A 19,920-nucleotide genomic window follows, 5' to 3' on the forward strand; every position below is an offset into this window, starting at 1 on the left:
CCATCAGCTGTCTACGACGGCGTAGCCGGCTTCGTCGACTGCTGCGGCGATGTCGGTTGCGGATACCGGTGCGTCGCTGGTGACGCTGACGCGGCCGCTGGCCAGATCGACGTCGACGGCGGTCACTCCGGCGATGTTGCCGATCTCTTCCTTGACGGATCCGACGCAGTGTCCGCAGGTCATTCCGGAAACGGTGTATTCGGCGGTGGTCATGGGAGATCCCTTCGGTTGACTGGCTCTATTGTACGGATACCCCGTGTAGGTATCGCTTCGAGATTCAAGGTACCCCCAGGGGGTATGCCTGTCAATGGGATGGAGAGTGATCTGACACTCAAGCGAGACAAAGTTGAGGATCTGTGATCTACTTGTGTTGGTCGTAAGTGTTTGTGTTTGTGTTTCCACGCTCGCAAATGGTTAAGTTGCGAGCGTTTGGACATCCTCCACGGATTTGTCTCAGAACGGTCGTAGTAAGTGACCCGGGCGGTCGCAGTGACAGCCCGTAGACACTGTGTTAGAGGAGATTTACATGGCAGAGGGCATCGTGAAGTGGTTCAACTCCGAGAAGGGGTTCGGCTTCATTGCTCCCGAAGACGGCAGCGCTGACGTCTTCGTTCACTACTCCGAGATCCAGAGTGGCGGCTTCCGCACTCTCGAGGAGAACCAGCGTGTTGCGTTCGAAATCGGTCAGGGCAACAAGGGCCCGCAGGCCACCGGCGTTACCGTCGTCTAAGACGTCCATGTGAGCCGGGCAACCGGCGCATGACGTATACAACAAAACCTCAACTCTTTCAGGGTTGGGGTTTTGTTGTATCTAGGTGAAAAGTACTGTCAGGCATCACGATAGCGGGCCGTGATCACGGCCTGCTCCTCGGCGATCGTTCGACATTCGTCGCGTAGTTCGGGTGGATTCAGAACAGTGAAGTCCACGTCGAAGGCTCGCAGCCATTGCGCGACGGATCGCAGTGAATTTCCCGAAAGTGCTATGACGCAGCGATTTTCGCCGTCGGATTCCACTGATCCCCACTGATCGCTGACCATCGGCGCGATCTGTTCGATAGGTGCATGGAGCAGAACTGTTGCGCGCGTGGACGAAAACGCGCGAGCGACTCCTTTGGAGACAAATTCCGCAGCCCCTCCCTGTGGGAGTTCTCGAGGTGAAAATCGTGGTCCCGTAGGAATTTTAGGTTCCATCCGGTCGACACGAAACGATCGCCAGTCCTCACGGGAGAGATCCCACGCCACCAGGTACCACCGCACTCCCGACCGCACCAGACGGTATGGCTCTACTTCGCGGCGGCTCTGCGTGCCGTCGTGGGTTGCGTAGTCGAACCGAAGTCGCTCGTGGTTGTGGCACACCGACGCGATGGCGGACAGAACAGAGGCGTCCACGGCGCTTGTGGCCGGTTCACGCGGCACCACGTCGATCTGCAGCGATTCCAGGCGATAACGGAGTCGGGGCGGCATGATCTGGCGGAGTTTGGCGAGCGCGCGCATCGAGGCTTCGCCGATGCCGACCACCGAACCCGTAGCGCCGGACTGCAGCGACAGCGCCACCGCAAGCACTTCTTCGTCATCCAGTTGAAGGGGCGGCATCTCTGCCCCGGCGCCGAGACGATATCCGCCACCGACGCCCACCGTCGCATCGACCGGATATCCGAGGTCGCGCAGGCGGTCGACGTCGCGGCGAACAGTGCGCGGTGTGATGGCAAGTTTGTCTGCGAGTTCGGCGCCGGACCAGTCTCGACGGGTCTGGAGCAGCGACAGCAACCGCAGTAGACGAGCTGATGTCTCCTTCATGAAATTCAGTGTCGCAGAGATTGAGGACCGTAACGGTCCTCAATTGATTCTAGGTTGATCCGCATCCGAGAAATCGAGAAGAAATGTGGGGCTCAAGCATGAATCACAACGGTCCGATGATCGAGACGAAGTCGCTCACCAAGCACTTCTCGCAGGGGAAGAACCTGGTCGAAGCAGTCAAAGGCGTGACGCTCGATGTTGCGGAGGGGGAGTTGGTGGCCTTGCTGGGGCCGAACGGCGCTGGAAAGTCGACGACGTTGCGCATGCTGACTACTTTGCTCGAACCGACCTCTGGCAGTGCGCGGATCGCGGGATTCGACGTGTCCGGCGCACGAAGCGAGGTGCGTTCGCGACTCGGATACGTCGGGCAGGGCAACGGCGCCGGCCACAACCAGCGGGTTCGCGACGAATTGGTGACCCAGGGGCTCTGCTACGGAATGCCCAAAGCGGATTCGCAGGTTCGGGCTGACGAGCTTCTCGGTGATCTCGAGCTTGCGGATCTCGGAAGTCGTAAGGTCAGCACGTTGTCGGGAGGCCAGCGCCGACGGCTCGATATTGCACTCGGCCTGGTGCATCGGCCGCCGCTGTTGTTTCTCGACGAGCCCACTACCGGCATGGACCCGCAGAGTCGGGCCAACCTGTGGGATCACATTCTCCGGTTGCGGCGCGAGATGGGTACGACAATCGTGTTGACGACGCACTATCTCGAAGAAGCGGATTCGATGGCCGAGCGAGTCATCGTCATCGACGAGGGAACCGTGATCGCCGACAACACGGCCGCCGCGCTCAAGGCGGACCTCGCGGGGGATCATCTGTCGTTGACGTTCGAGACCGAGTCGGATGCAGTGACCGCGGCGTCGGTGGCGGAGCAGCTTGTCACGGTTCGCGAGGTTGCCGTCGACGGATGCACGGTGAGTATTCGTGCGCGCGAGGGTGATTCGACGCTACCAGTGCTACTTCGCGAAACGGATGCTCGTGGTGCCCGCGCTCTGACCGCCGATATCACCCGTCCGACACTCGACGACGTTTTCCTGACCCTCACCGGACGTAGCTTGCGTGAGAGCGCTGCCGCGGTCGCTTCCTAGACTGAGAACTTTTACCGAAAGGACTTCTGCCATGACACTCACACTCGATACCCCACGCGCTGTGCGCGGCAACATCGTTCGCGACAGCGCGATAGTGATGGGGCGCGAACTTCGGCCGATGCTGCGCGACCCGGTCAGCGTTGTCTTCAGTCTCATTCAGCCCCTTATTCTGCTCGCACTGTTCGGTCCACTACTCAAAGGCGTTCCAGGCACCGGTGACGGTGTGTGGAACTGGTTCATCCCCGGGGTACTGGTGATGATCGCGATCTTCGGAACGACGATGACCGGCTCGAACCTCCTGATCGAGATGCAGCAGGGATCCCACGAGCGGATGTTGGTGACGCCGCTACGACGCTCGTCGTTGTTGATCGGGCGGGCATGCAAGGAAATGGTTCCGCTTGCGGCGCAGGCGATTCTGATCATTCTGGTGGCGCTCCCGCTCGGGTTGGACGTGAACGCCGCCGGTGCTGCACTCGGGATTGTTCTGCTCGGAGTTTTCGGCGTCGGGCTCGGGGCTCTGTCCTATGCCTTGGCTCTGGCTGTGCGGGAGCAGGATTGGATGTTCTGGGTGGTGCAACAGACGCTGATGTTCCCGCTCCTGATTCTCTCGGGGACCATGCTTCCGCTCGACGACGCACCGGGTTGGATGAAGGTGCTCGTGAACATCAATCCGCTGGGATACGTCGTGGATGCCGAGCGTGCGCTCTTTGCCGGAGACTTTGCGTCGGGCAGCGTTCTGGCCGGAGTTGTGGCTGCTGTGAGCGTCGCCGTTGTCGGCCTCGGTGTAGGGGTTCGGGCAGTCAAATGAGGCGTCGGGCGGTTCTAGGTTTTCGCCCAGGTGTTCGCAGCGCCTATTGTTGTACCTTGTGCTCTCCGTCGTTCCACGCCCTGTAGTAGTCCGGGCCCCGTCCAAGGTGAACCTGCATCTGGCTGTCGGGGACCTGCGCGACGACGGATATCACGATCTGACCACCGTATTCCAGGCATTGTCGCTGGCAGACACGGTGACGGTGTCGGCCGCAGACGGCCTGTCCGTCAGTGTTGTGGGCGATGACGCCGCCGCCGTGCCCACCGACCGCACCAATCTCGTGTGGAAGGCCGCGGAACTGCTGTCGGCCGAAGCCGGCGTGGAGACGGACGTCGAAATTCTCATCGACAAGGGAATCCCCGTCGCCGGTGGTATGGCCGGTGGTAGCGCGGATGCCGCGGCAACGTTGGTTGCGCTCAATGCGTACTGGAAATTGGATCTCTCGCGTCGTGAACTGGACGGCTTTGCCGCGAAATTGGGTAGCGATGTCCCGTTCTCACTGCACGGCGGCACCGCGCTGGGGACCGGGCGCGGTGAGCAGCTCGTTCCCGTGCTGACTCGAAACACCTTTCACTGGGTGCTGGCGCTGGCCAAGGGCGGGCTGAGCACACCCGTGGTGTTCCGCGAACTCGACAAACTGCGGGCCGAGGGCACCCCGAACCGACTCGGTGACGCGGACGATCTGATCCACGCCCTCACCACCGGCGATCCGCGACAACTGGCACCACTACTCGGAAACGATCTGCAGGCGGCGGCGTTGTCGCTCAATCCGGCACTGCGCCGTACGCTGCGCGCAGGCGTCGACGCCGGCGCTCTGGCAGGAATCGTCTCCGGATCAGGACCGACCTGCGCTTTCCTCTGCAGCGACGCACAGTCCGCCGTAGATGTCAGCGCTGAACTTGCGGGAGCGGGGGTGTGCCGCACCGTTCGCGTGGCGAGCGGACCCGTTCCCGGAGCACGAATACTCGACAAAGCGGCAAAGGGACAGCACTGATGGCTAACTTGATCAATCTGGAAAACGTGTCGAAGTCGTTCGGCGTCAAGCCGTTGCTCGACGGGGTGTCGATGGGCGTCGAGGAAGGCGAGCGCATCGGCGTCGTCGGCCTCAACGGTGGCGGCAAGACAACGATGCTCGAGGTCCTCGCGGGCGTCGAGGAACCTGATTCCGGTCGGGTCAGTCGCGTCGGTGGCCTGCGGATGGCAGTCGTGACGCAGCGCGGTGTGCTGCCTCCCGGATCCACGGTCGGCGATATCGTTCTTGGCCCGCTGGGTGTGGCTCAGCACGAATGGGCAGGCAATGCCCGAATCCGCTCCGTGCTCTCCGGTATCGGAATCGACAACCTCGGTGCCGGCGGCGAGCGTTCCGCATTGGACGCGCAGGTCGACGGACTCTCCGGTGGTGAGCGTCGACGCGTCGCTCTGGCCGCGGCCCTCGTCCAGGATCTGGACCTGCTGGTACTCGACGAGCCCACCAACCACCTCGACGTCGAGGGCGTGCAGTGGCTGGCCGAGCACCTCGTGTCGCGTCGGAGCGCCCTGGTGGTCGTGACCCACGATCGTTGGTTCCTCGACACCGTTGCCACACGCACGTGGGAAGTTGTCGGCGGCGGCGTCGAAAGCTACGAGGGTGGCTACAACGACTGGGTGTTCGCCCGCGCCGAGCGCTCCCGCCAGGCCGACGCCTCCGAAGAGCGTCGTCGCAACCTCGCGCGCAAGGAATTGGCGTGGCTGCGCCGCGGCGCTCCGGCCCGCACCTCCAAGCCGAAGTACCGCATCGAGGCCGCCGAAGCGTTGATCGCCGACGTCCCCGCGCCTCGTGACGCCGTCGCATTGGCGTCGTTCGCGCAGCGTCGACTCGGCAAAGTTGTCATCGAACTCGAAGACGCTCGCCTCGAGACCCCGGACGGCCGCGTATTGGTCGAAGATCTGACGTGGCGTCTGGCTCCCGGTGAGCGCGTCGGCCTCGTCGGAGTCAACGGATCCGGCAAGACCACGTTGCTGCGCACACTTGCCGGTGAGCTGGAACCTGCTGCGGGACGGCGCATTCAGGGTCAGACCGTGCACATCGGTTGGCTCAAGCAGGAACTCGACGATCTGCCCACCGACATGCGAGTGCTCGACGCAGTCAAGGACGTGGCTGAGCGAATCACTCTGGGAGACAAGGAAGTTTCGGCCGGCCAGTTGGCCGAACGCCTGGGCTTTACCCCGGCGCGTCAGCGGACACCGGTGGGGGATCTCTCGGGTGGTGAGCGTCGACGCTTGCAGTTGACCCGAGTTCTCATGGCTGAGCCCAACGTGCTGCTCCTTGACGAGCCCACCAACGATCTCGACATCGACACCCTCCAACAGCTCGAGGATCTGCTCGACGGTTGGGCCGGAACGATGGTCGTGATTTCGCACGACCGGTACCTGATCGAACGTATCTGTGACACCACCTGGGCCCTCTTCGGTGACGGCAAGCTCACCAACCTGCCCCTCGGTATCGAGGACTACTTGCGCCGACGCGCAGCGATGGGCGACGGAGACAACCCATCTGTGGCATCCACGGCGAGCGGCGCGACCAAGAGCAAGCAGGTTCGTGACGGGGCAGCGGATCGCGCTGCACGTAAGGAACTTTCGAAGCTCGAGCGCTCTATCGCCAAGCTGGACGATCGTGAGAAGAAGCTGCATGCGGCGTTGGCTGACGCGGCAACAGATCCCGACAAGTTGCAGAGCCTCGGCGCCGAACTCAAGACTGTTCTCGCGGACAAGGAAGCTGCTGAAGAGCAGTGGATGGAGTTGTTCGAGGAGCTGGACGGCTAGGCATCTGCCCTATCGGCGGTGAGATTGTCGCAAAGCCCGGTGTCGTGAGTTTTCTTGCGGTGCCGGGTTTTCGCGTTCCTAGTCACTGACGCTTCCGCCCGCCCGTGCACTGAGCGGGCTTTTCAACGGTATTTCGAACCGGGACATGCGTGTGGGCTTCGCATCGTTGACTGGTGATGCGAAGCTTTCACACGGTATGTAGTTCCGGCAGAGCCGGATTCAGTCTCGGTGGACAGGGCCTTGCCGGGTGGTGGAGCGTCGGCGTCGTTGTTTCGGGTCGATCGCCGACGGTGGGATGAACCACGGTTTGTGATCGGAACCCATCTTGATTTCCCAGATTCCGCGGAACCCGCTGGTGCTGTGCATCAGCGTGTGGTGGCTGCGGCAGAGCAACACGAGGTTGTCCATCACCGTCAAACCGCCCATTGACCACGGTTTTATGTGGTGCGCGTCGCACCAGGCCGGTACGGCATCGCAGTTGGGGAAGGCGCAGCCTTTGTCCCGGGCGATCAACGCGATACGTTGCTCGGCTGTGACGAGGCGTTTGAGTGGGGTCGCATCCAGCGGTGCGCCTTTGCCGTCCATCAGGACGGTGGAGAGCATGCAGTCGCACGCGAGCATCCGGGTTTTGCTCACACTCAGCGGACCCATCCACGGCATGTAGCCGACGTCAAGATCCTCGAAATCGCGATCTTCGTCTGCTGAGTCGTCGTTGTCTGCTTGTGTGGTGGCGCATTCCCGATGCTCCGCAAGGTCTTTCGCGGTGATGTGCACATTCACATGCGGACGCTGACCACCGTCAATGCCGGTGACAGCGTTGTCCAGATAGCGGCGGATGAGTTCTGTGAAGGCGTCGGCGGTGCGTTTGGCTGCCGACCGCTGATCTGGGGTCCCGTCCGCCGCGGGTTTCGGCATCGACAACCCCGACAGCGCAGACAGGAGCATTTCGCCGGTGAGTGCGTCGAAATCGCCCTTGATGACGACCCGACCATTCAGCGTCGGTGCGATCCGTAGCGCATTCAGATCATTGTCCTCACCGGGCGGCGGCTCGTCGGATTCGAAGATCCGCTCCAGAACAGCGATCGCATACCGCACCTTGACAGTCGTAGCCTCTACTCCGGATGCGGCAGCCAACAGCGTTTTCAGGCTTGGCGCTAATGCGATGTCCGGCATCCCTTTTGGTGGAGATTCACAGAACGCGGCGATCAACGCCGCATGATCGAGCGACAGATCACCCGCCTCGAACTGCGCAGCAATATCCGGGAACACCCGCAGTGCAGCACCGAGGGCGGCGATCTTGTTACCCGCCGAGTTCTGCAGCATCGTATTCGCCGCCAACCACCGCCCCGCGCCCCGGTAGCAGAGCACTTGTTCGTCGGGATTGAGTGCTAGCTCGTCGACCGCGGCAACTCGAATTGCTTCCAACCGAAGAATTTCCGCAGATGCACTTACAGCAACATCCCGAACCTCAGCTGGACGCAACCGCCACAACCTGGCGCGCACACCCACAGCAGAACCGGCTACAACATCCCCCACCGCAATAGAATCAAAAACCGTCGTCATCAAGGCCTCCCCACCCGTGACCTCAATTATACTCGAACACCCATTCGAATCAAGGGATATTTCGGGCACATTTTGGGCACATTTCGGTCGAAGTCACAAGAACATTCGCGATCATCGATGTGTTGAATGATGTTTTCAGTCAACAGGATTGATCGTCTCGATCGGCGCCAATTCTGCGTATTATCGGCTCATCGCATCCCTTCTCGCGTTCTATGCGCTTGAAACGCTGGGGCAACCAATATGCTGGGGCAACGTACGGCTAGAACTTCAGCGTGAGTCGACCGTTCTCGTCGCTGATGTGAACGTGACGACCCACCGCTGGGGGATTGGTTCCGCTGAGTTGAGTCAACTCTGCTGCATTCTCGGGGCCGGTGTGGCCCGCGAGGCGCCGGCCGTCCGGTGTTGTAGCGATAACCAGTCCGGTTTCCGGTTCGCCACTTCTGTTGTATTCGACTGTGGCGGTGACGATCTTGGCATTTCCGGTGTAGTCCGTGACCAGGTCCGGAGCCTGGGGTGAGAGGGTGTGGGCCTGTGGATCCCCGACATATCCGCGTTCGTGTGCGGACGCGGACAGCAGCACGGCATGTTGGTAGGTGAGAAATCCGCCGTTGCCGTGAACCAGGGCGAGTTGGTCGCCTGATCGGAGTCGGCGCGTCACTTCGGTCAGGGAATGGAGTGTGTAACTGTTGAGTGGTCCGCCGAAGAACGAGTGACCGCCCGTGACACTGGGGATGGTGTCACGGGATAATCCGAGTTCGTGAATCAGCAGCTTGGGCACGATCGGAAAGCAGCTGTATGCGTCCACGATGTCGAGGGACTCGGCGCTCACATCGGCGTTGGCGAGTGTGCGCTGCACAGTGTCCTGTAAGGCGTCGGAGCTGTGGAAGTTGTTTCTGTGCAATATATCCAGTGGATCAACCGCTCCGGCTCCACCCCACAGGTAGACAAGTCTGTCTTGGTCGACACCGAATTCGAGGGCTCGGGCCAGGGAGCAGATCACCACGGCAGCAGCCTGATTCACGAAGGGCATGGCGTTGAGCATCAAAGGATAAGGTTCGGACACCATCCGGTTGCCCGGTCCGACGGTGCTGATCTCTTCTGCAGTACGTACTTCCGCCGTCCATGCTGCCGAGTTCTTCGCGGCAACGGCGGAGAACTCGGAATACATCTGTGCCGACCAGGCCAGTGACGCGTCGGTGTCGTGGCCGATCGATGCGCTGAAACTGTTCTCGAACAGTGGGTAGACGCGAGTGGGGACGATGAATCCTGCGCGCTGCATCTCGGCGCCGCCCAGATCGGCGGGATCAAAGCCGGGAGGTCCGCCAGGTTCGGTGGCCCACCCGAGAGACTCGGGACTGACACCCGATTTTCGCAGTGCGGTTGTGGTGGCGTGTGATTCACCGCCGACCAGAAGTGCGACGGAAGACGTGCCGTCTGCAATGGCGGCGCCGATTCGATCGATCAGTGCGGCCGGCCAGTGTCCGCCGATCGGTGAGGTGACGGTGATCGCGGGTGTGGCGTCCAACCTGGCGGCCAGAAGTTCGGGGAGGTTGTCGTATGACCAACTGACAGTTTTGATCGCGTAGATCGTGTCGACGTGCTTGCCGAGCGAGGGTTCTCCGCTGTCCGCGAGGGCGGCAACTGTCGCGCTGTGGATCAAGTCGAGGGGTTCGAGGTGTCCGTCATCCGGACTCCATCGCAGATCGCTCACGCCGACGATGACGGGAATCCGTGACGCGTCAACCATCGTGTCCCTCTTTCAGCCAGTTCTCGTGTGTGCCCGACGTCGGGAGTTCCGCCACGATAGCGTTGCGATAAGTATGTGTAACTATGGGGTCACATTCAAGAACTTTCGATTTACTATTTAGGTATGCCTAACGAAAGTCCTATACTCATCTGCATGACAGCTGTTGCGGAGAGAATGTTGGTGCCAGTCGGGCCTCGGGTCATCGACGATCCGTATTCGATGACCACCGTGACATTGAAGTTGTCGCATCAGCGTCAGTGGTCAGCGCACCGCCATCCGGAACATGAGCTGATCTGGGGTAACTCGGGCGGAATGCTCACCGTTGTTGCCGATGACATCACGTGGGAGGTTCCTCCGTCGGCGGGGCTGTGGCTGCCGGCTGGAGTGCTGCACTCGGTCAAGGCTGGTCCGGGTACCGAATTCTTCTGCACGTACTTCCGCCCTGAGGCGCACGCAGCGCCCGCTACGGTGCCGGGCCTCTTCGGGGTCAGCGCTCTGCTGCGGGAGGTGCTGTTGCACATGCATCGTCGCAACATGCCGGACGAGGCGCGCAGTCGGGCAGAGCGAGTGGCGTTCGACATGCTGCAGCCGCTCGAGGTTGCCGCCGTCGAGGTTCCGATGCCGACGGATCCACGAGCACTGTTTGTCGCCCAGGCGTTGGTGGCCAATCCGGCAGATCAGCGGTCATTGTCCGAATGGGCTCTGACGGCGGGCGGGAGTGTCCGGACGTTGACGCGCGTCTTCACGCAGGGGACGGGAATGACCTTTGCCCAGTGGAGAATTCAGGTGCGTGTGCGAGCGGCCCTGACTTACCTGGCAGCGGGGGTTCCGGTTTCCGTGGTCAGTCGACGCGTGGGTTACGAGACTCCCAGCGCTTTTGTCGCCGTCTTCCGCAGGGTCACCGGCCGCACTCCGGGCAGCATGATGAAACATTCGAATCGTGGTCCGAACGCACCGCAGGAACTTTTGCGCGCCTGATCTGGTCGCCGACCTGAGTCAGCCGTGCTCTTCGACGTACGACGCCAGGTTGGCCAGCGAGGACGCGATCCCGGTCTCGTGTTGCGCGTGATCGATGCCGGGTGGCACATCCGTGGCAGTGACGGTCACCTCGGTCCCGTTGCCAACGGCAGCGAGGTGCCAGGTCATCGTCATGGTTCCGGCGAACAACGGGTCATCAGACTCGAATACCGCCCGCTGCACCACGCGCTCCGACGGCACCAGATCGGCGAATCCGATATCGACGACATCTGTTGCAGCTGAAGTCTTGCCAGGGCTGTCGGTGGCATCGAGGTAGGTGAGGACCATTCGAAACCCGCCACCTGGCCACGGATCCCACCGCTCGATCCGTCCGCACATACCGTCCGGCGGCAACCACGCCTCGAGGGATTCCCGGTCGACGAGGGCGTCGTAGACGGTCCTCGGTGGTGCCTCGATCACCCGACTGGCGCGGTCGACCCTATCCATAGTTCGATTCTAGAGCCGTCCAATTCTCGAGCCACGGATTCTGGTGCCGCAGTCTCTCAACGCCGCAGTCTCAACGTCGTGGTATCGACCACGCCTCCCAGAGTTGCGCGTACCGGCCGCCCAGGTTGACCAACTCGTCGTGGGAACCCTGTTCCACGACACGTCCGTCGTCCATGACCAGAATGCGATCGGCGTCGACGGCCTGTGAGAGCCGGTGGGCCACGGTGATCGAGGTGCGCCCACGGGTCAGCGCGAGAGCGGCGTCGTCGAGTACTCGGGCGCCGGCGCTGCCCGCTTCCGCCGTTGCCTCGTCCAGAATCAGCAGGGGTGGATCCAGGAGTTCGATCCGTGCCAGGGCGAGCTGTTGCGCCTGGGTCGCGGTGAGGCGGTGGCCGCCGCCGCCGACCACTGTCTCGATGCCCTCGGGCAGCGCTCCGACCCAGTCCGAGGCGCCGACGGTATCGAGGGCGGCGACGATGTCGGCGTCGGTTGCGGCAGGGGCGGCTAGGCGGAGATCGTCGGCCACCGTGCCCGCAAAAACGTGAACTTCCTGAGTAACCAACGCAACTGCGGTCCGAGCAGTGTTCCGCGAGAGTTGATTGCGGGGGACGGAGCCGATCCGCACGGTACCCTCGGTGGGTTCGTAGGTCCCGGCGAGAAGTTTTGCCACCGTGGACTTTCCGGCGCCGGTGGCTCCCACGAGAGCGGTGACGGTACCGGCCGGAATCGTGATGTCGATATCGCGCAACACGGGGGCGTCGCTCGGACGGTACGAGAAGGTCACGTCCTCCAACGAGGCTGAACTGTTGACGGGTTCGCGGGGATCGGCCGGAATCGGGGGCACCGGTGCGAGGGTGACGCCGACAAGGCGAGCCAGAGCGATTGTGCCCTCTTGCAACTCGTCGAAGACGCTGAGAACGGCTCCGACAGGGTCGAACAACCGGTGGAAGAACAGGGCTGCCGCGGTGGCGGCTCCGATGGTGACCTGCCCGTTCTTCACGAGCCAGAATCCCGTGATCAGAACTGCCGAGAGTCCGATGAATTCGGCGATGTTGAGACGACCGAAGAACCTGGTCCGTAGCCGTGTCGTCTTCAGGCTGAGCCGAACCGCTGTCAGTGAGCGCGATTCGATCTGCTCCAGGTGCGGCTTCGCCAGCCGTAGAGATCCGACGGTGTCGGAATTGCTCAGTGAGTCGAGGAGCTGTTGTGCGCGTGCACCTTCGGCTTCGCGTTCTTGTCGGTAGACGGGTGCTGATTGTGTGAGGTACCACCTCAGGGCACGCACCTGGATCGGTGCGGCGATCACAGCGGCAATCGCAAATCGCCAGTCCAGCGCGCCTAATCCGATCAGAGTCAAGACGATAGTGAGTGCAGCGGTGGCAAACACCGGTAAGGCCTGCGACACGGCTTGCGTGACCAGGCGAACGTCACCGGTGATGCGGGAGACGAGGTCACCACGTCCGGCGCGCTCGACGTCGCTCTGAGGTAGATCGAGTACTCGGACGACCACTTCTTCACGTAGGTCTGCCACGACGCGTTCCCCGACCCCGGCCAGAAGGTATTCGCTGACACCGACCAGTAGGGAGGACAGGACGGCGACAGCAACCAAGGCCCCGGTCAACGTGCCGATACGGGAGACGATGTCGGTGCCACCAGAAGTGACGGTGTCTACCATCTCGCCCAGAATCAGTGGGGTGAGCAGGCCGATTGCCGTGGCTGCGGTCAAGGTGAGCGCCGCACCGCTCGCTCCGAGTCGGTGCGGCCGCAGCAGCCGAAGTGCCTCGGTGCGAGCCTGTTTGGGGGTTGCGGTGGGGAGCAGGTCGTTCACAGTTCGATTACCCGATCGCAGATATCGAGCAGCGCGGGGCTGCTGGTGAGAAGAATTGTCGCGTGAGCACTGCGAACCTCGGATATCCCGCGGGCAATGCGCGCTTCCGTGACGGAGTCGACGGCGGTGGTCGGATCGTGCAGTACCAGTATCGGTACGTCGCTTGCCAAGGCCCGCGCGAGCGCAACTCGTTGACGTTGACCGCCGGACAGCGAGTTGCCCTGCTCGGTGACGCCGGTGGCAAGTCCGTTCGGGAGAGCCTCGATCACCTGATCCGCGGCGGCTGCCGAGATGGCGGCGTCGGTTCGGTGCCCGACCGGAGTCAGAGCGCCGATGTTGTCGCCGACGGTGCCGATGAAGAGTGCGGCATCGTGCGGGGCGGCGAGGACATGCGTTCGGAGTTCGTCGATGTCCAGATCGTGGATGGGATTGTCACCCAGACGGATTGATCCAGAAGGAGGATCTATCCGGCGCGCCAGCACATCCATGAAAGCATCGGCCCAGGCCGTGTTGTCGTAGGTGATGCCGACGATCTCGCCGCGCTTGACATCCAGGTCGACCGGCGCCGCTCCGGCCAGAACAACGTCACGCAGTGTCAGGGATTCCGAATGGCTCAGTGCTACAGGATCGCTCGCGGGGGAGACGGCGCGGCGTGTCCCGATGAGCGCCGCAATACGATTCGCGGACGCGCGGGCTCGGGCCAGTCCGGCACCGAAATAGATGATGTCGATGAGCGGTCCGCGGAGGAACTGCGCCAATCCCACCACCGCAATGAATTCACCGACCGAAATACTGCCGGATGCTGCCATTCTGCCGCCGACGTAGGCGATGACGGCAAGGTAGGCGCCCGCGATGGCGACGTTGGCCGCCGAGTACATCGCTTGGTAGCGCTGAGCGCGCAGGGTTGCATCGAGCGATGTCCGGCTGGCACCCCGATAGCGCTGCGCCGCAGCATCTCCGGCGCCGATGCCGGACAGAATACGTAAGCCGGACAGCAAGTCGGCGGCGAGTGCCCCGGCGCGTGCGCCCTGCCACTGATCCGTTTCGGCCCGGCGTTCGAGGGGACGGCTCACGACCTGCATCAGTACGAGTACCGGGGGAGTGCTGAGGATGACCAGAAGCCCGAGCGGCACCGAGATGACCAGTAGTGAGATTGCGGCGGTCAGCACTCCGCAGGCAGCGCCGAGTTTGGTGCTGAGAGTGTGGGTGAATCCCGCGACCGAACCGGCGTCGGAGGTCGCGATCGAGTAGACCTCACCGGGCATCCGACGCGGATTCATGCCGTGCGGATCGAGGCCGCGTCTGGCGATGTCCATCCGAAGCCGATGGGCGCCGTACTCGGTGACCGAGTCGGCGATCCGGGCTGCAATTCTCCAGCTGAGCAGCAGGCCGGTGAACAGGATGCCGAGAACAAGAATCCACTTGCCGAGAGCTGCGGCGTCGCTGGTCGCCACGGCACGGTCGATGACCGCACCGATCACGACCGGGACCAGAGCTTCGGCTACCTGGTGTCCGGTGAAGCCCACCGACGCGGCAGCCAGCTTTGCCCCGCGCCCCTCGGCTGCGATGGCGCGCGTGATCACCTGACGTGGCGTGATCGCCGGAGGCAGCGGCGGACCGTCGGTATCGTTACTCGGATGAAGCGGCGTTGATGACACTGGGTCCACGCTAGGGATCGAATGCACCTGTTATGAAGTCACGCTGATGCCAAAACTTGTCGTGAACAGGCCATATACGACACGGTGGCCGAATTGCGATACTAGTTGACCCCGTTGTGGCGGAGAATTCGTCGACGCGGCGGCGGCTCTGCAATAAATTAAGGTCTGCCTTACCTTTGTGCTTGATTGTTGTGCGTTTCGTGTTTCACCGATGTTGGAGATTGTCGTGAGTCTTGTGTTCGGCGAGGTGCTCTTCAAGGAGTACGTAACCCCGGGAATGGTTCGGATCGTGTTCGGCGGGGAGGGTTTGACCACGTTTCGAACAACCGGTATCGGTGACGAGTATCTTCGCCTCCATTTCCCGGTCCCGGCAACCGGTAAATTTGTTCTGCCGGAGGAAGATCCGGACGCACCACGTGGTTGGCGTTACCCGGAAGGCCAGGAGGCTTCGCCGTGCCAGCCCTACACGGTCCGACGGTTCGATTCCGAAACCAGCCGCATGACGGTCGATTTCGTGGTTCACGACGGCGGAATAGCCAGTGATTGGGCACAGGGCGCCGCGATCGGTGACGCGTTGGCGATCGGCGAGTCCCGTGGTCTGTACGAGCCCCCGGCCGATGCGTGCTGGCAGGTGTTCGTCGCCGACGCAACCGGACTCCCGGCCCTGGGCCGCCTGATCGAACAGTTGCCTGCCGGTGTGTCGGCCAAGGCGATAGTCGAGGTGGTGGACGAGTCGCACCGCCAGCACATCGAATCGGCCGCGGACGTCGAGTTCATCTGGTTGGTGGGCAGTGGCAACGGCATTGCGCCGTCGAAGCTTCCGGATGCAGTGCGTGCACTGAAACTGCCCACCGAACCTGGATACGTCTGGGTAGCAGGGGAAAGCACGATGCTGCGCGATATCCGCAAGTATCTCCGGCACGAACTGAAGTTGCCGGCGCAGCAGTACAAGGTTATCGGCTACTGGACGTACAAAGCCGAAGTGTGGAATGCGAAGTACGAAGCGCTCGACGAAACCATTCGCGCGCAGTTGGATGCGGCGTGGCAATCCGATCGAGACGAAGAGGAAATTCGTGACGAAGTCGACAAGACCCTCGAGAGTGCGGGCTTGTGACCACGGCAGTCAACGAGAGTGAGACGACTGCGGAACTGATCGACGAGTCCCTGGCGGAGAAGCAGAAACAACCCGCCGGACTCGTCGAAACGAATTCTCGTCGAACCCTCGGGCTTGTTATCTGCCTGGCAGTTCTCGGATGTGTTGTGCTGGTGAGTATCGCGGTCGGATCGAAGACCATTCCGTTCGGCACCGTCGTCGACGCGTTGGTCAACTACGACGATTCCAACGATCACGTGATCATTCGTGATCTGCGACTGCCCCGCACACTGCTTGGCCTGCTCGTCGGCATGGCGTTGGGTGTGGCCGGCGCATTGATCCAGGCAATGACCCGAAACCCATTGGCGGACCCGGGAATTCTCGGTGTCAATGCCGGTGCGGGATTCGCGATGGTGGTTGCCGTCGCGGTGTTCGGGTTGACCAGTATCTGGTCGTACATCTGGTTTGCGTTCATCGGTGCGGTGATCGCAACCGTCATCGTGTACGCGTTGGGATCGATCGGACGAGGCGGCGCCACACCGATCCGGCTCACACTCGCCGGCGTGGCAATCGGATCGGTGTTGGGCGGCATCTCGTCCGGAATCACCTTGCTCAACCCGACGGCATTCGACCAGATGCGTCAGTGGAACGCCGGTTCTCTCAGCGGTCGCTCCCTGGACATCGTGCTGGCTGTGACACCGTTCATCGTGATCGGGCTCGTCCTGGCACTGGCTCTGGCGCGACAACTCAACGCTGTCGCCCTCGGTGACGATCTGGCGCGTTCACTCGGCGCCAACATCACCCGCACGCGCGTCATCGGGGTTGTTGCCGTGACCCTGTTGTGCGGTGCGGCTACTGCTGCTGCCGGTCCGATCGGGTTTGTGGGGCTGATGGTTCCACACGTTGCCCGCTGGTTCGTCGGACCGGATCAGCGCTGGATTCTTCCGTACACGATGGTGTGCGCGCCGATTCTGCTCCTCGCCTCCGATGTGGTCGGGCGAATCGTGCTGCGCCCCGGTGAACTTCAAGTGGGTATCGTCACGGCCTTCATCGGTGCTCCGGTACTGATCCTGCTGGTGCGTCGAAGCAAGGTGAGCGGCCTGTGAGTATCGACTTCGGGCGCCCAACCACGGTGGTGCGCTCACCCAAGGAGGGCTGGTCGGCGCGGATCGACGTCCGCACGGTCACCGTGTGCGTTGTACTTGTTGTCATCGGATTGGGTGTCGGTGTCATCGCCCTGGGTAGTGGCGACTACCAGGTGCCGATTGCTGATGTCTTGGGGGCCTTGTTCGGTGAGGCGCCGGCGCGAATCCACATGGTTGTCGTGGAATGGCGTCTGCCGCGGGTGTTGTTGGCGTTGATGCTCGGTGCCGCATTGGGTATGAGTGGTGCGATATTCCAATCGCTCACCCGAAATCCGCTGGGCAGCCCCGACATCATCGGCTTCAATTCCGGTGCATACACCGGCGCGCTTGTAGTCATTCTGCTGGTAGGTGGAACGTATTACGAGATCGCGGTGGGCGCGCTGGTCGGCGGAATCGCCACTGCAGCAGTCGTATACCTGCTCGCGTACAAACGCGGTGTGCAGGGTTTCCGTCTGATCATCGTGGGCATCGCGATCAGCGCGATGCTGGGATCGGTCAACACCTGGCTGATCCTCAAGGCCAAACTCGACGACGCGATGGCGGCCGCAGTGTGGGGAGCCGGTTCGTTGAACGGTCTGGGATGGACCCAGGTGTGGCCGGTTGTTGCAGTCCTGGTTGTGCTGGTTCCGCTGATCCTGTTGTTGGGCAGGCGGATGCAAATGCTCGAGATGGGCGACGACGCGGCCAAGGCGCTCGGGGTTCGAGCTGAACCCACGAGGTTGTCGTTGGTGGTTCTCGGTGTTGCGCTGACGGCGATGGTGACGGCGGCGGCCGGTCCCATCGGGTTCGTCTCGCTCGCCGCACCACAATTGGTACGGCGACTGACCGGTAGTGCGGGTGTGACGCTTTTGCCTTCTGCCGCAATGGGTGGGGCTCTGTTGATGATCAGTGACTGGGTCGCGCAGCGAGCATTTGCCCCGACGCAGTTGCCTGTCGGAGTAGTGACGGTATCCATCGGCGGCGTCTATTTCGTCTGGCTCCTCGCACGTGAGGCCCGCAAGCAGTGACCGAAAGAACGAGGAAGAGCGTGAACGAAACCAGCGGGCAGAAGACAAATCGGTTGCGCGCCGAGGACGTCACGATCGGGTACGACAAGCGCATCATCTCGCAGAACCTCAACGTCGACATCCCCGACGGCGGCTTCACCGTCATCGTCGGGCCGAATGCCTGCGGCAAATCGACGCTCCTGCGGGCGTTGTCTCGCTTGCTCAAGCCGAGCACCGGCACAGTTCTGCTGGACGGTAAGGCGATCACGTCGTATCCGGCCAAGGAAGTTGCTCGCAGACTCGGGTTACTGCCGCAGACGTCGATCGCGCCCGACGGCATCAAGGTCGCCGATCTTGTTGCGCGAGGCCGGTATCCGCATCAGAAACTGATTCGCCAGTGGTCGCGTGAGGATGAGGCCGCAGTCGTCACTGCGATGGAAGCCACGAAGGTCACGGACTTGTCCGCCCGTCTCGTCGACGAATTGTCAGGTGGGCAGCGTCAACGAGTGTGGGTTGCCATGGTGCTCGCGCAGCAGACGCCGCTGGTGCTGCTCGACGAGCCGACTACCTTCCTCGATATAGCGCATCAGATCGAACTGCTGGAACTGTGCCGCGATCTCAACGAGAACGACGGGCACACCTTGGTGGCGGTGCTGCACGATCTGAATCACGCGTGCCGCTACGGAACTCACATCATCGCCATGAAGGACGGCGCGGTTGTGGCAGAAGGCCCACCGGCCGAGATCATCACGGAAGAACTGGTGCAGGAGGTGTTCGGCATGGCATGCCGCATCATCGACGACCCGGTTTCCCATACGCCGCTGGTCATCCCGCTGGGACGGGAGCGGCAACGACGCATCGAAGGAGCACAGGTATGACACTCGTCCTGGATACGCAGGTCACCGATTTCGAGTGGGCGCACATTGTCGATCGTATTTCGCGACGTCAATTCTTCGGTGGCGCAGCGGGTATGGCAGCGGTATTGGCACTGAGCGCCTGCGGAACCTCCGATGCGGAATCCGATTCGGCCGGCGACACCGTGGCGTACACATGGGCGGAGTTCAGCGGCGACGTTCCGCGCAACCCCAAGCGTGTGGTGGTTCTCGACGGACGGGTGGACCTCGAGTTCGCGATGATGATGGACTACCCGATCGTGGGTTCGGGCAATTTCTGGTTCCCCGAGGAAAAGGCGGGGTTTCAGTTTCCCGGACGGGCTATCGAGGATGCGAGCTTCGTCAACGTTGCCGGTGATTTCTCGACCAACTTCGAGGCTGTTCTCGGCCTCGATCCCGATCTGATCGTGATGACGTTGATCGGATACACCAGTGATTGGTACGGCAACGAGCGGTTGGCGTCCATCGCACCGCTGTTGGTAGTGGGAGATGATATCGAGCAGAGTGCGGGGCACCCGGTTGACTGGCGGGGCGCGTTACTGGCGCAGGCACGTCAACTCGATCGTGTTGCCGTCGCCGAGGCATCCATCGCCGACTACGAGCGCAAGCTCGCCGAGTTGCGTCCGTTGCTGCAGGACAAGCTCGGTGGGAAGAAGCTGGTCTTCGGTGTCCAGACGCCGACGGGTTTTGTTGTGCACCAGCGTAATCTGAGGATCAGCGTGGCGTTGGACGCCGGGCTCGATGTTCTGTTCCGTGACGACGACAATGCCGAGAACTCATTTGAGGTGTCGTTCGAGCACCTCGACGTTCTGGCGCCGGCCGACATGATCATCGCGCAGGCCAGAAATCAGGAAGCGCTGGACGTCATCAAGACGCAGCCGACCTGGCAGCGGCTGCCGGTTGTGCAGGCGGGCAACGTGATCACGACGGACGCGCGGTACAACCAGGGATTTGCACTCACATCGGCGATCTTCCTCGACGTTCTGGCGGATGCTGCCAGGCGCTTCTGACCCCGGCTCGACTCGCGGCACGTGGCCGCTCGCCCCCGAAT

At 62.2% G+C, this 19,920-nt stretch carries 18 protein-coding genes; 11 read left to right on the forward strand and 7 right to left on the reverse strand.

The genetic code is table 11. The annotated features are described in order from the left end of the window. Nucleotides 1-3: 3 nt before the first annotated feature. Nucleotides 4-213, reverse strand: a complete 210-nt coding sequence (locus tag FFI94_RS07320; RefSeq protein ID WP_033234263.1) for a heavy-metal-associated domain-containing protein — start codon at nt 211-213, stop codon at nt 4-6. A 313-nt stretch (nt 214-526) separates the two neighbouring features. Between FFI94_RS07320 and FFI94_RS07325 the strand changes: the two genes are divergently transcribed. After that, nucleotides 527-730, forward strand: a complete 204-nt coding sequence (locus FFI94_RS07325; RefSeq protein WP_033234264.1) for a cold-shock protein — start codon at nt 527-529, stop codon at nt 728-730. A gap of 98 nt (nt 731-828) precedes the next feature. Here the strand turns inward: FFI94_RS07325 and FFI94_RS07330 are convergent, their stop codons facing one another. Beyond that, nucleotides 829-1,797 carry a YafY family protein gene (locus FFI94_RS07330; RefSeq protein ID WP_138872397.1) on the reverse strand — a complete coding sequence of 323 codons (969 nt, stop codon included), beginning with the start codon at nt 1,795-1,797 and terminating at the stop codon, nt 829-831. A gap of 98 nt (nt 1,798-1,895) precedes the next feature. Here FFI94_RS07330 and FFI94_RS07335 point away from each other — a divergent pair, with 98 nt between their 5' ends. Genes FFI94_RS07335 through FFI94_RS07350 form a run of 4 tightly spaced genes read left to right on the forward strand, consistent with a single transcriptional unit; the run spans nt 1,896 to nt 6,492 of the window. Beyond that, the gene (locus FFI94_RS07335; protein ID WP_260683901.1) at nt 1,896-2,882 is read left to right on the forward strand and encodes an ABC transporter ATP-binding protein; all 987 of its coding nucleotides are present in this window, start codon (nt 1,896-1,898) and stop codon (nt 2,880-2,882) included. Nucleotides 2,883-2,913: 31 nt separating this feature from the next. Then, on the forward strand, nt 2,914-3,690 hold the full coding sequence (locus tag FFI94_RS07340) for an ABC transporter permease (RefSeq protein WP_138872398.1): 777 nt from the start codon (nt 2,914-2,916) through the stop codon (nt 3,688-3,690). 58 nt (nt 3,691-3,748) lie between these two features. Beyond that, a complete protein-coding gene (locus tag FFI94_RS07345; protein ID WP_033234267.1) occupies nt 3,749-4,684 on the forward strand; it encodes a 4-(cytidine 5'-diphospho)-2-C-methyl-D-erythritol kinase in 936 nt (311 codons plus the stop codon). Further along, nucleotides 4,684-6,492, forward strand: a complete 1,809-nt coding sequence (locus FFI94_RS07350) for an ABC-F family ATP-binding cassette domain-containing protein (protein WP_138872399.1) — start codon at nt 4,684-4,686, stop codon at nt 6,490-6,492. Before FFI94_RS07345 ends, FFI94_RS07350 begins: the two co-directional genes overlap by 1 nt. A gap of 219 nt (nt 6,493-6,711) precedes the next feature. Here the strand turns inward: FFI94_RS07350 and FFI94_RS07355 are convergent, their stop codons facing one another. Both FFI94_RS07355 and FFI94_RS07360 read right to left on the reverse strand, forming a co-directional pair. Beyond that, a complete protein-coding gene (locus tag FFI94_RS07355; protein WP_138872400.1) occupies nt 6,712-8,055 on the reverse strand; it encodes an HNH endonuclease signature motif containing protein in 1,344 nt (447 codons plus the stop codon). A gap of 259 nt (nt 8,056-8,314) precedes the next feature. Next, a complete protein-coding gene (locus tag FFI94_RS07360) occupies nt 8,315-9,802 on the reverse strand; it encodes an acetyl-CoA acetyltransferase (protein ID WP_138872401.1) in 1,488 nt (495 codons plus the stop codon). Between the two features lie 153 nt (nt 9,803-9,955). Between FFI94_RS07360 and FFI94_RS07365 the strand changes: the two genes are divergently transcribed. After that, a complete protein-coding gene (locus FFI94_RS07365; RefSeq protein WP_185993150.1) occupies nt 9,956-10,780 on the forward strand; it encodes a helix-turn-helix transcriptional regulator in 825 nt (274 codons plus the stop codon). 18 nt (nt 10,781-10,798) lie between these two features. Here FFI94_RS07365 and FFI94_RS07370 read toward each other — a convergent pair whose 3' ends face one another. The 3 genes from FFI94_RS07370 to FFI94_RS07380 all read right to left on the reverse strand — a co-directional run bounded on the left by FFI94_RS07370 (nt 10,799) and on the right by FFI94_RS07380 (nt 14,752). Next, nucleotides 10,799-11,266, reverse strand: coding sequence for an SRPBCC family protein (locus FFI94_RS07370; protein WP_138872403.1), 468 nt, complete (start codon nt 11,264-11,266; stop codon nt 10,799-10,801). A 70-nt stretch (nt 11,267-11,336) separates the two neighbouring features. Then, nucleotides 11,337-13,094, reverse strand: a complete 1,758-nt coding sequence (locus tag FFI94_RS07375) for an ABC transporter ATP-binding protein (RefSeq protein ID WP_138872404.1) — start codon at nt 13,092-13,094, stop codon at nt 11,337-11,339. Further along, complete coding sequence (locus FFI94_RS07380) at nt 13,091-14,752, reverse strand: ABC transporter ATP-binding protein (protein ID WP_260683902.1); 1,662 nt, start codon at nt 14,750-14,752, stop codon at nt 13,091-13,093. Before FFI94_RS07380 ends, FFI94_RS07375 begins: the two co-directional genes overlap by 4 nt. Before the next feature lie 226 nt (nt 14,753-14,978). On the opposite strand from FFI94_RS07380, the gene FFI94_RS07385 reads away from it, so the two are divergent. From FFI94_RS07385 to FFI94_RS07405, 5 genes are read left to right on the forward strand one after another with little or no spacing between them, the layout of a single operon-like run. Next, on the forward strand, nt 14,979-15,866 hold the full coding sequence (locus FFI94_RS07385; protein ID WP_260683903.1) for a siderophore-interacting protein: 888 nt from the start codon (nt 14,979-14,981) through the stop codon (nt 15,864-15,866). Further along, the gene (locus tag FFI94_RS07390) at nt 15,863-16,951 is read left to right on the forward strand and encodes a Fe(3+)-siderophore ABC transporter permease (RefSeq protein WP_138872407.1); all 1,089 of its coding nucleotides are present in this window, start codon (nt 15,863-15,865) and stop codon (nt 16,949-16,951) included. The genes FFI94_RS07385 and FFI94_RS07390 overlap by 4 nt, the downstream gene beginning before the upstream one ends. Next, nucleotides 16,948-17,997, forward strand: a complete 1,050-nt coding sequence (gene fepG, locus FFI94_RS07395; RefSeq protein ID WP_138872408.1) for an iron-enterobactin ABC transporter permease — start codon at nt 16,948-16,950, stop codon at nt 17,995-17,997. The genes FFI94_RS07390 and fepG overlap by 4 nt, the downstream gene beginning before the upstream one ends. A gap of 20 nt (nt 17,998-18,017) precedes the next feature. After that, nucleotides 18,018-18,854, forward strand: a complete 837-nt coding sequence (locus FFI94_RS07400; protein WP_138872409.1) for an ABC transporter ATP-binding protein — start codon at nt 18,018-18,020, stop codon at nt 18,852-18,854. Further along, nucleotides 18,851-19,879 carry an ABC transporter substrate-binding protein gene (locus tag FFI94_RS07405; RefSeq protein ID WP_138872410.1) on the forward strand — a complete coding sequence of 343 codons (1,029 nt, stop codon included), beginning with the start codon at nt 18,851-18,853 and terminating at the stop codon, nt 19,877-19,879. The genes FFI94_RS07400 and FFI94_RS07405 overlap by 4 nt, the downstream gene beginning before the upstream one ends. The last annotated feature ends 41 nt before the right edge of the window (nt 19,880-19,920 follow it).

Source organism: Rhodococcus sp. KBS0724, from assembly GCF_005938745.2.
Classification (GTDB): domain Bacteria; phylum Actinomycetota; class Actinomycetes; order Mycobacteriales; family Mycobacteriaceae; genus Rhodococcus_F.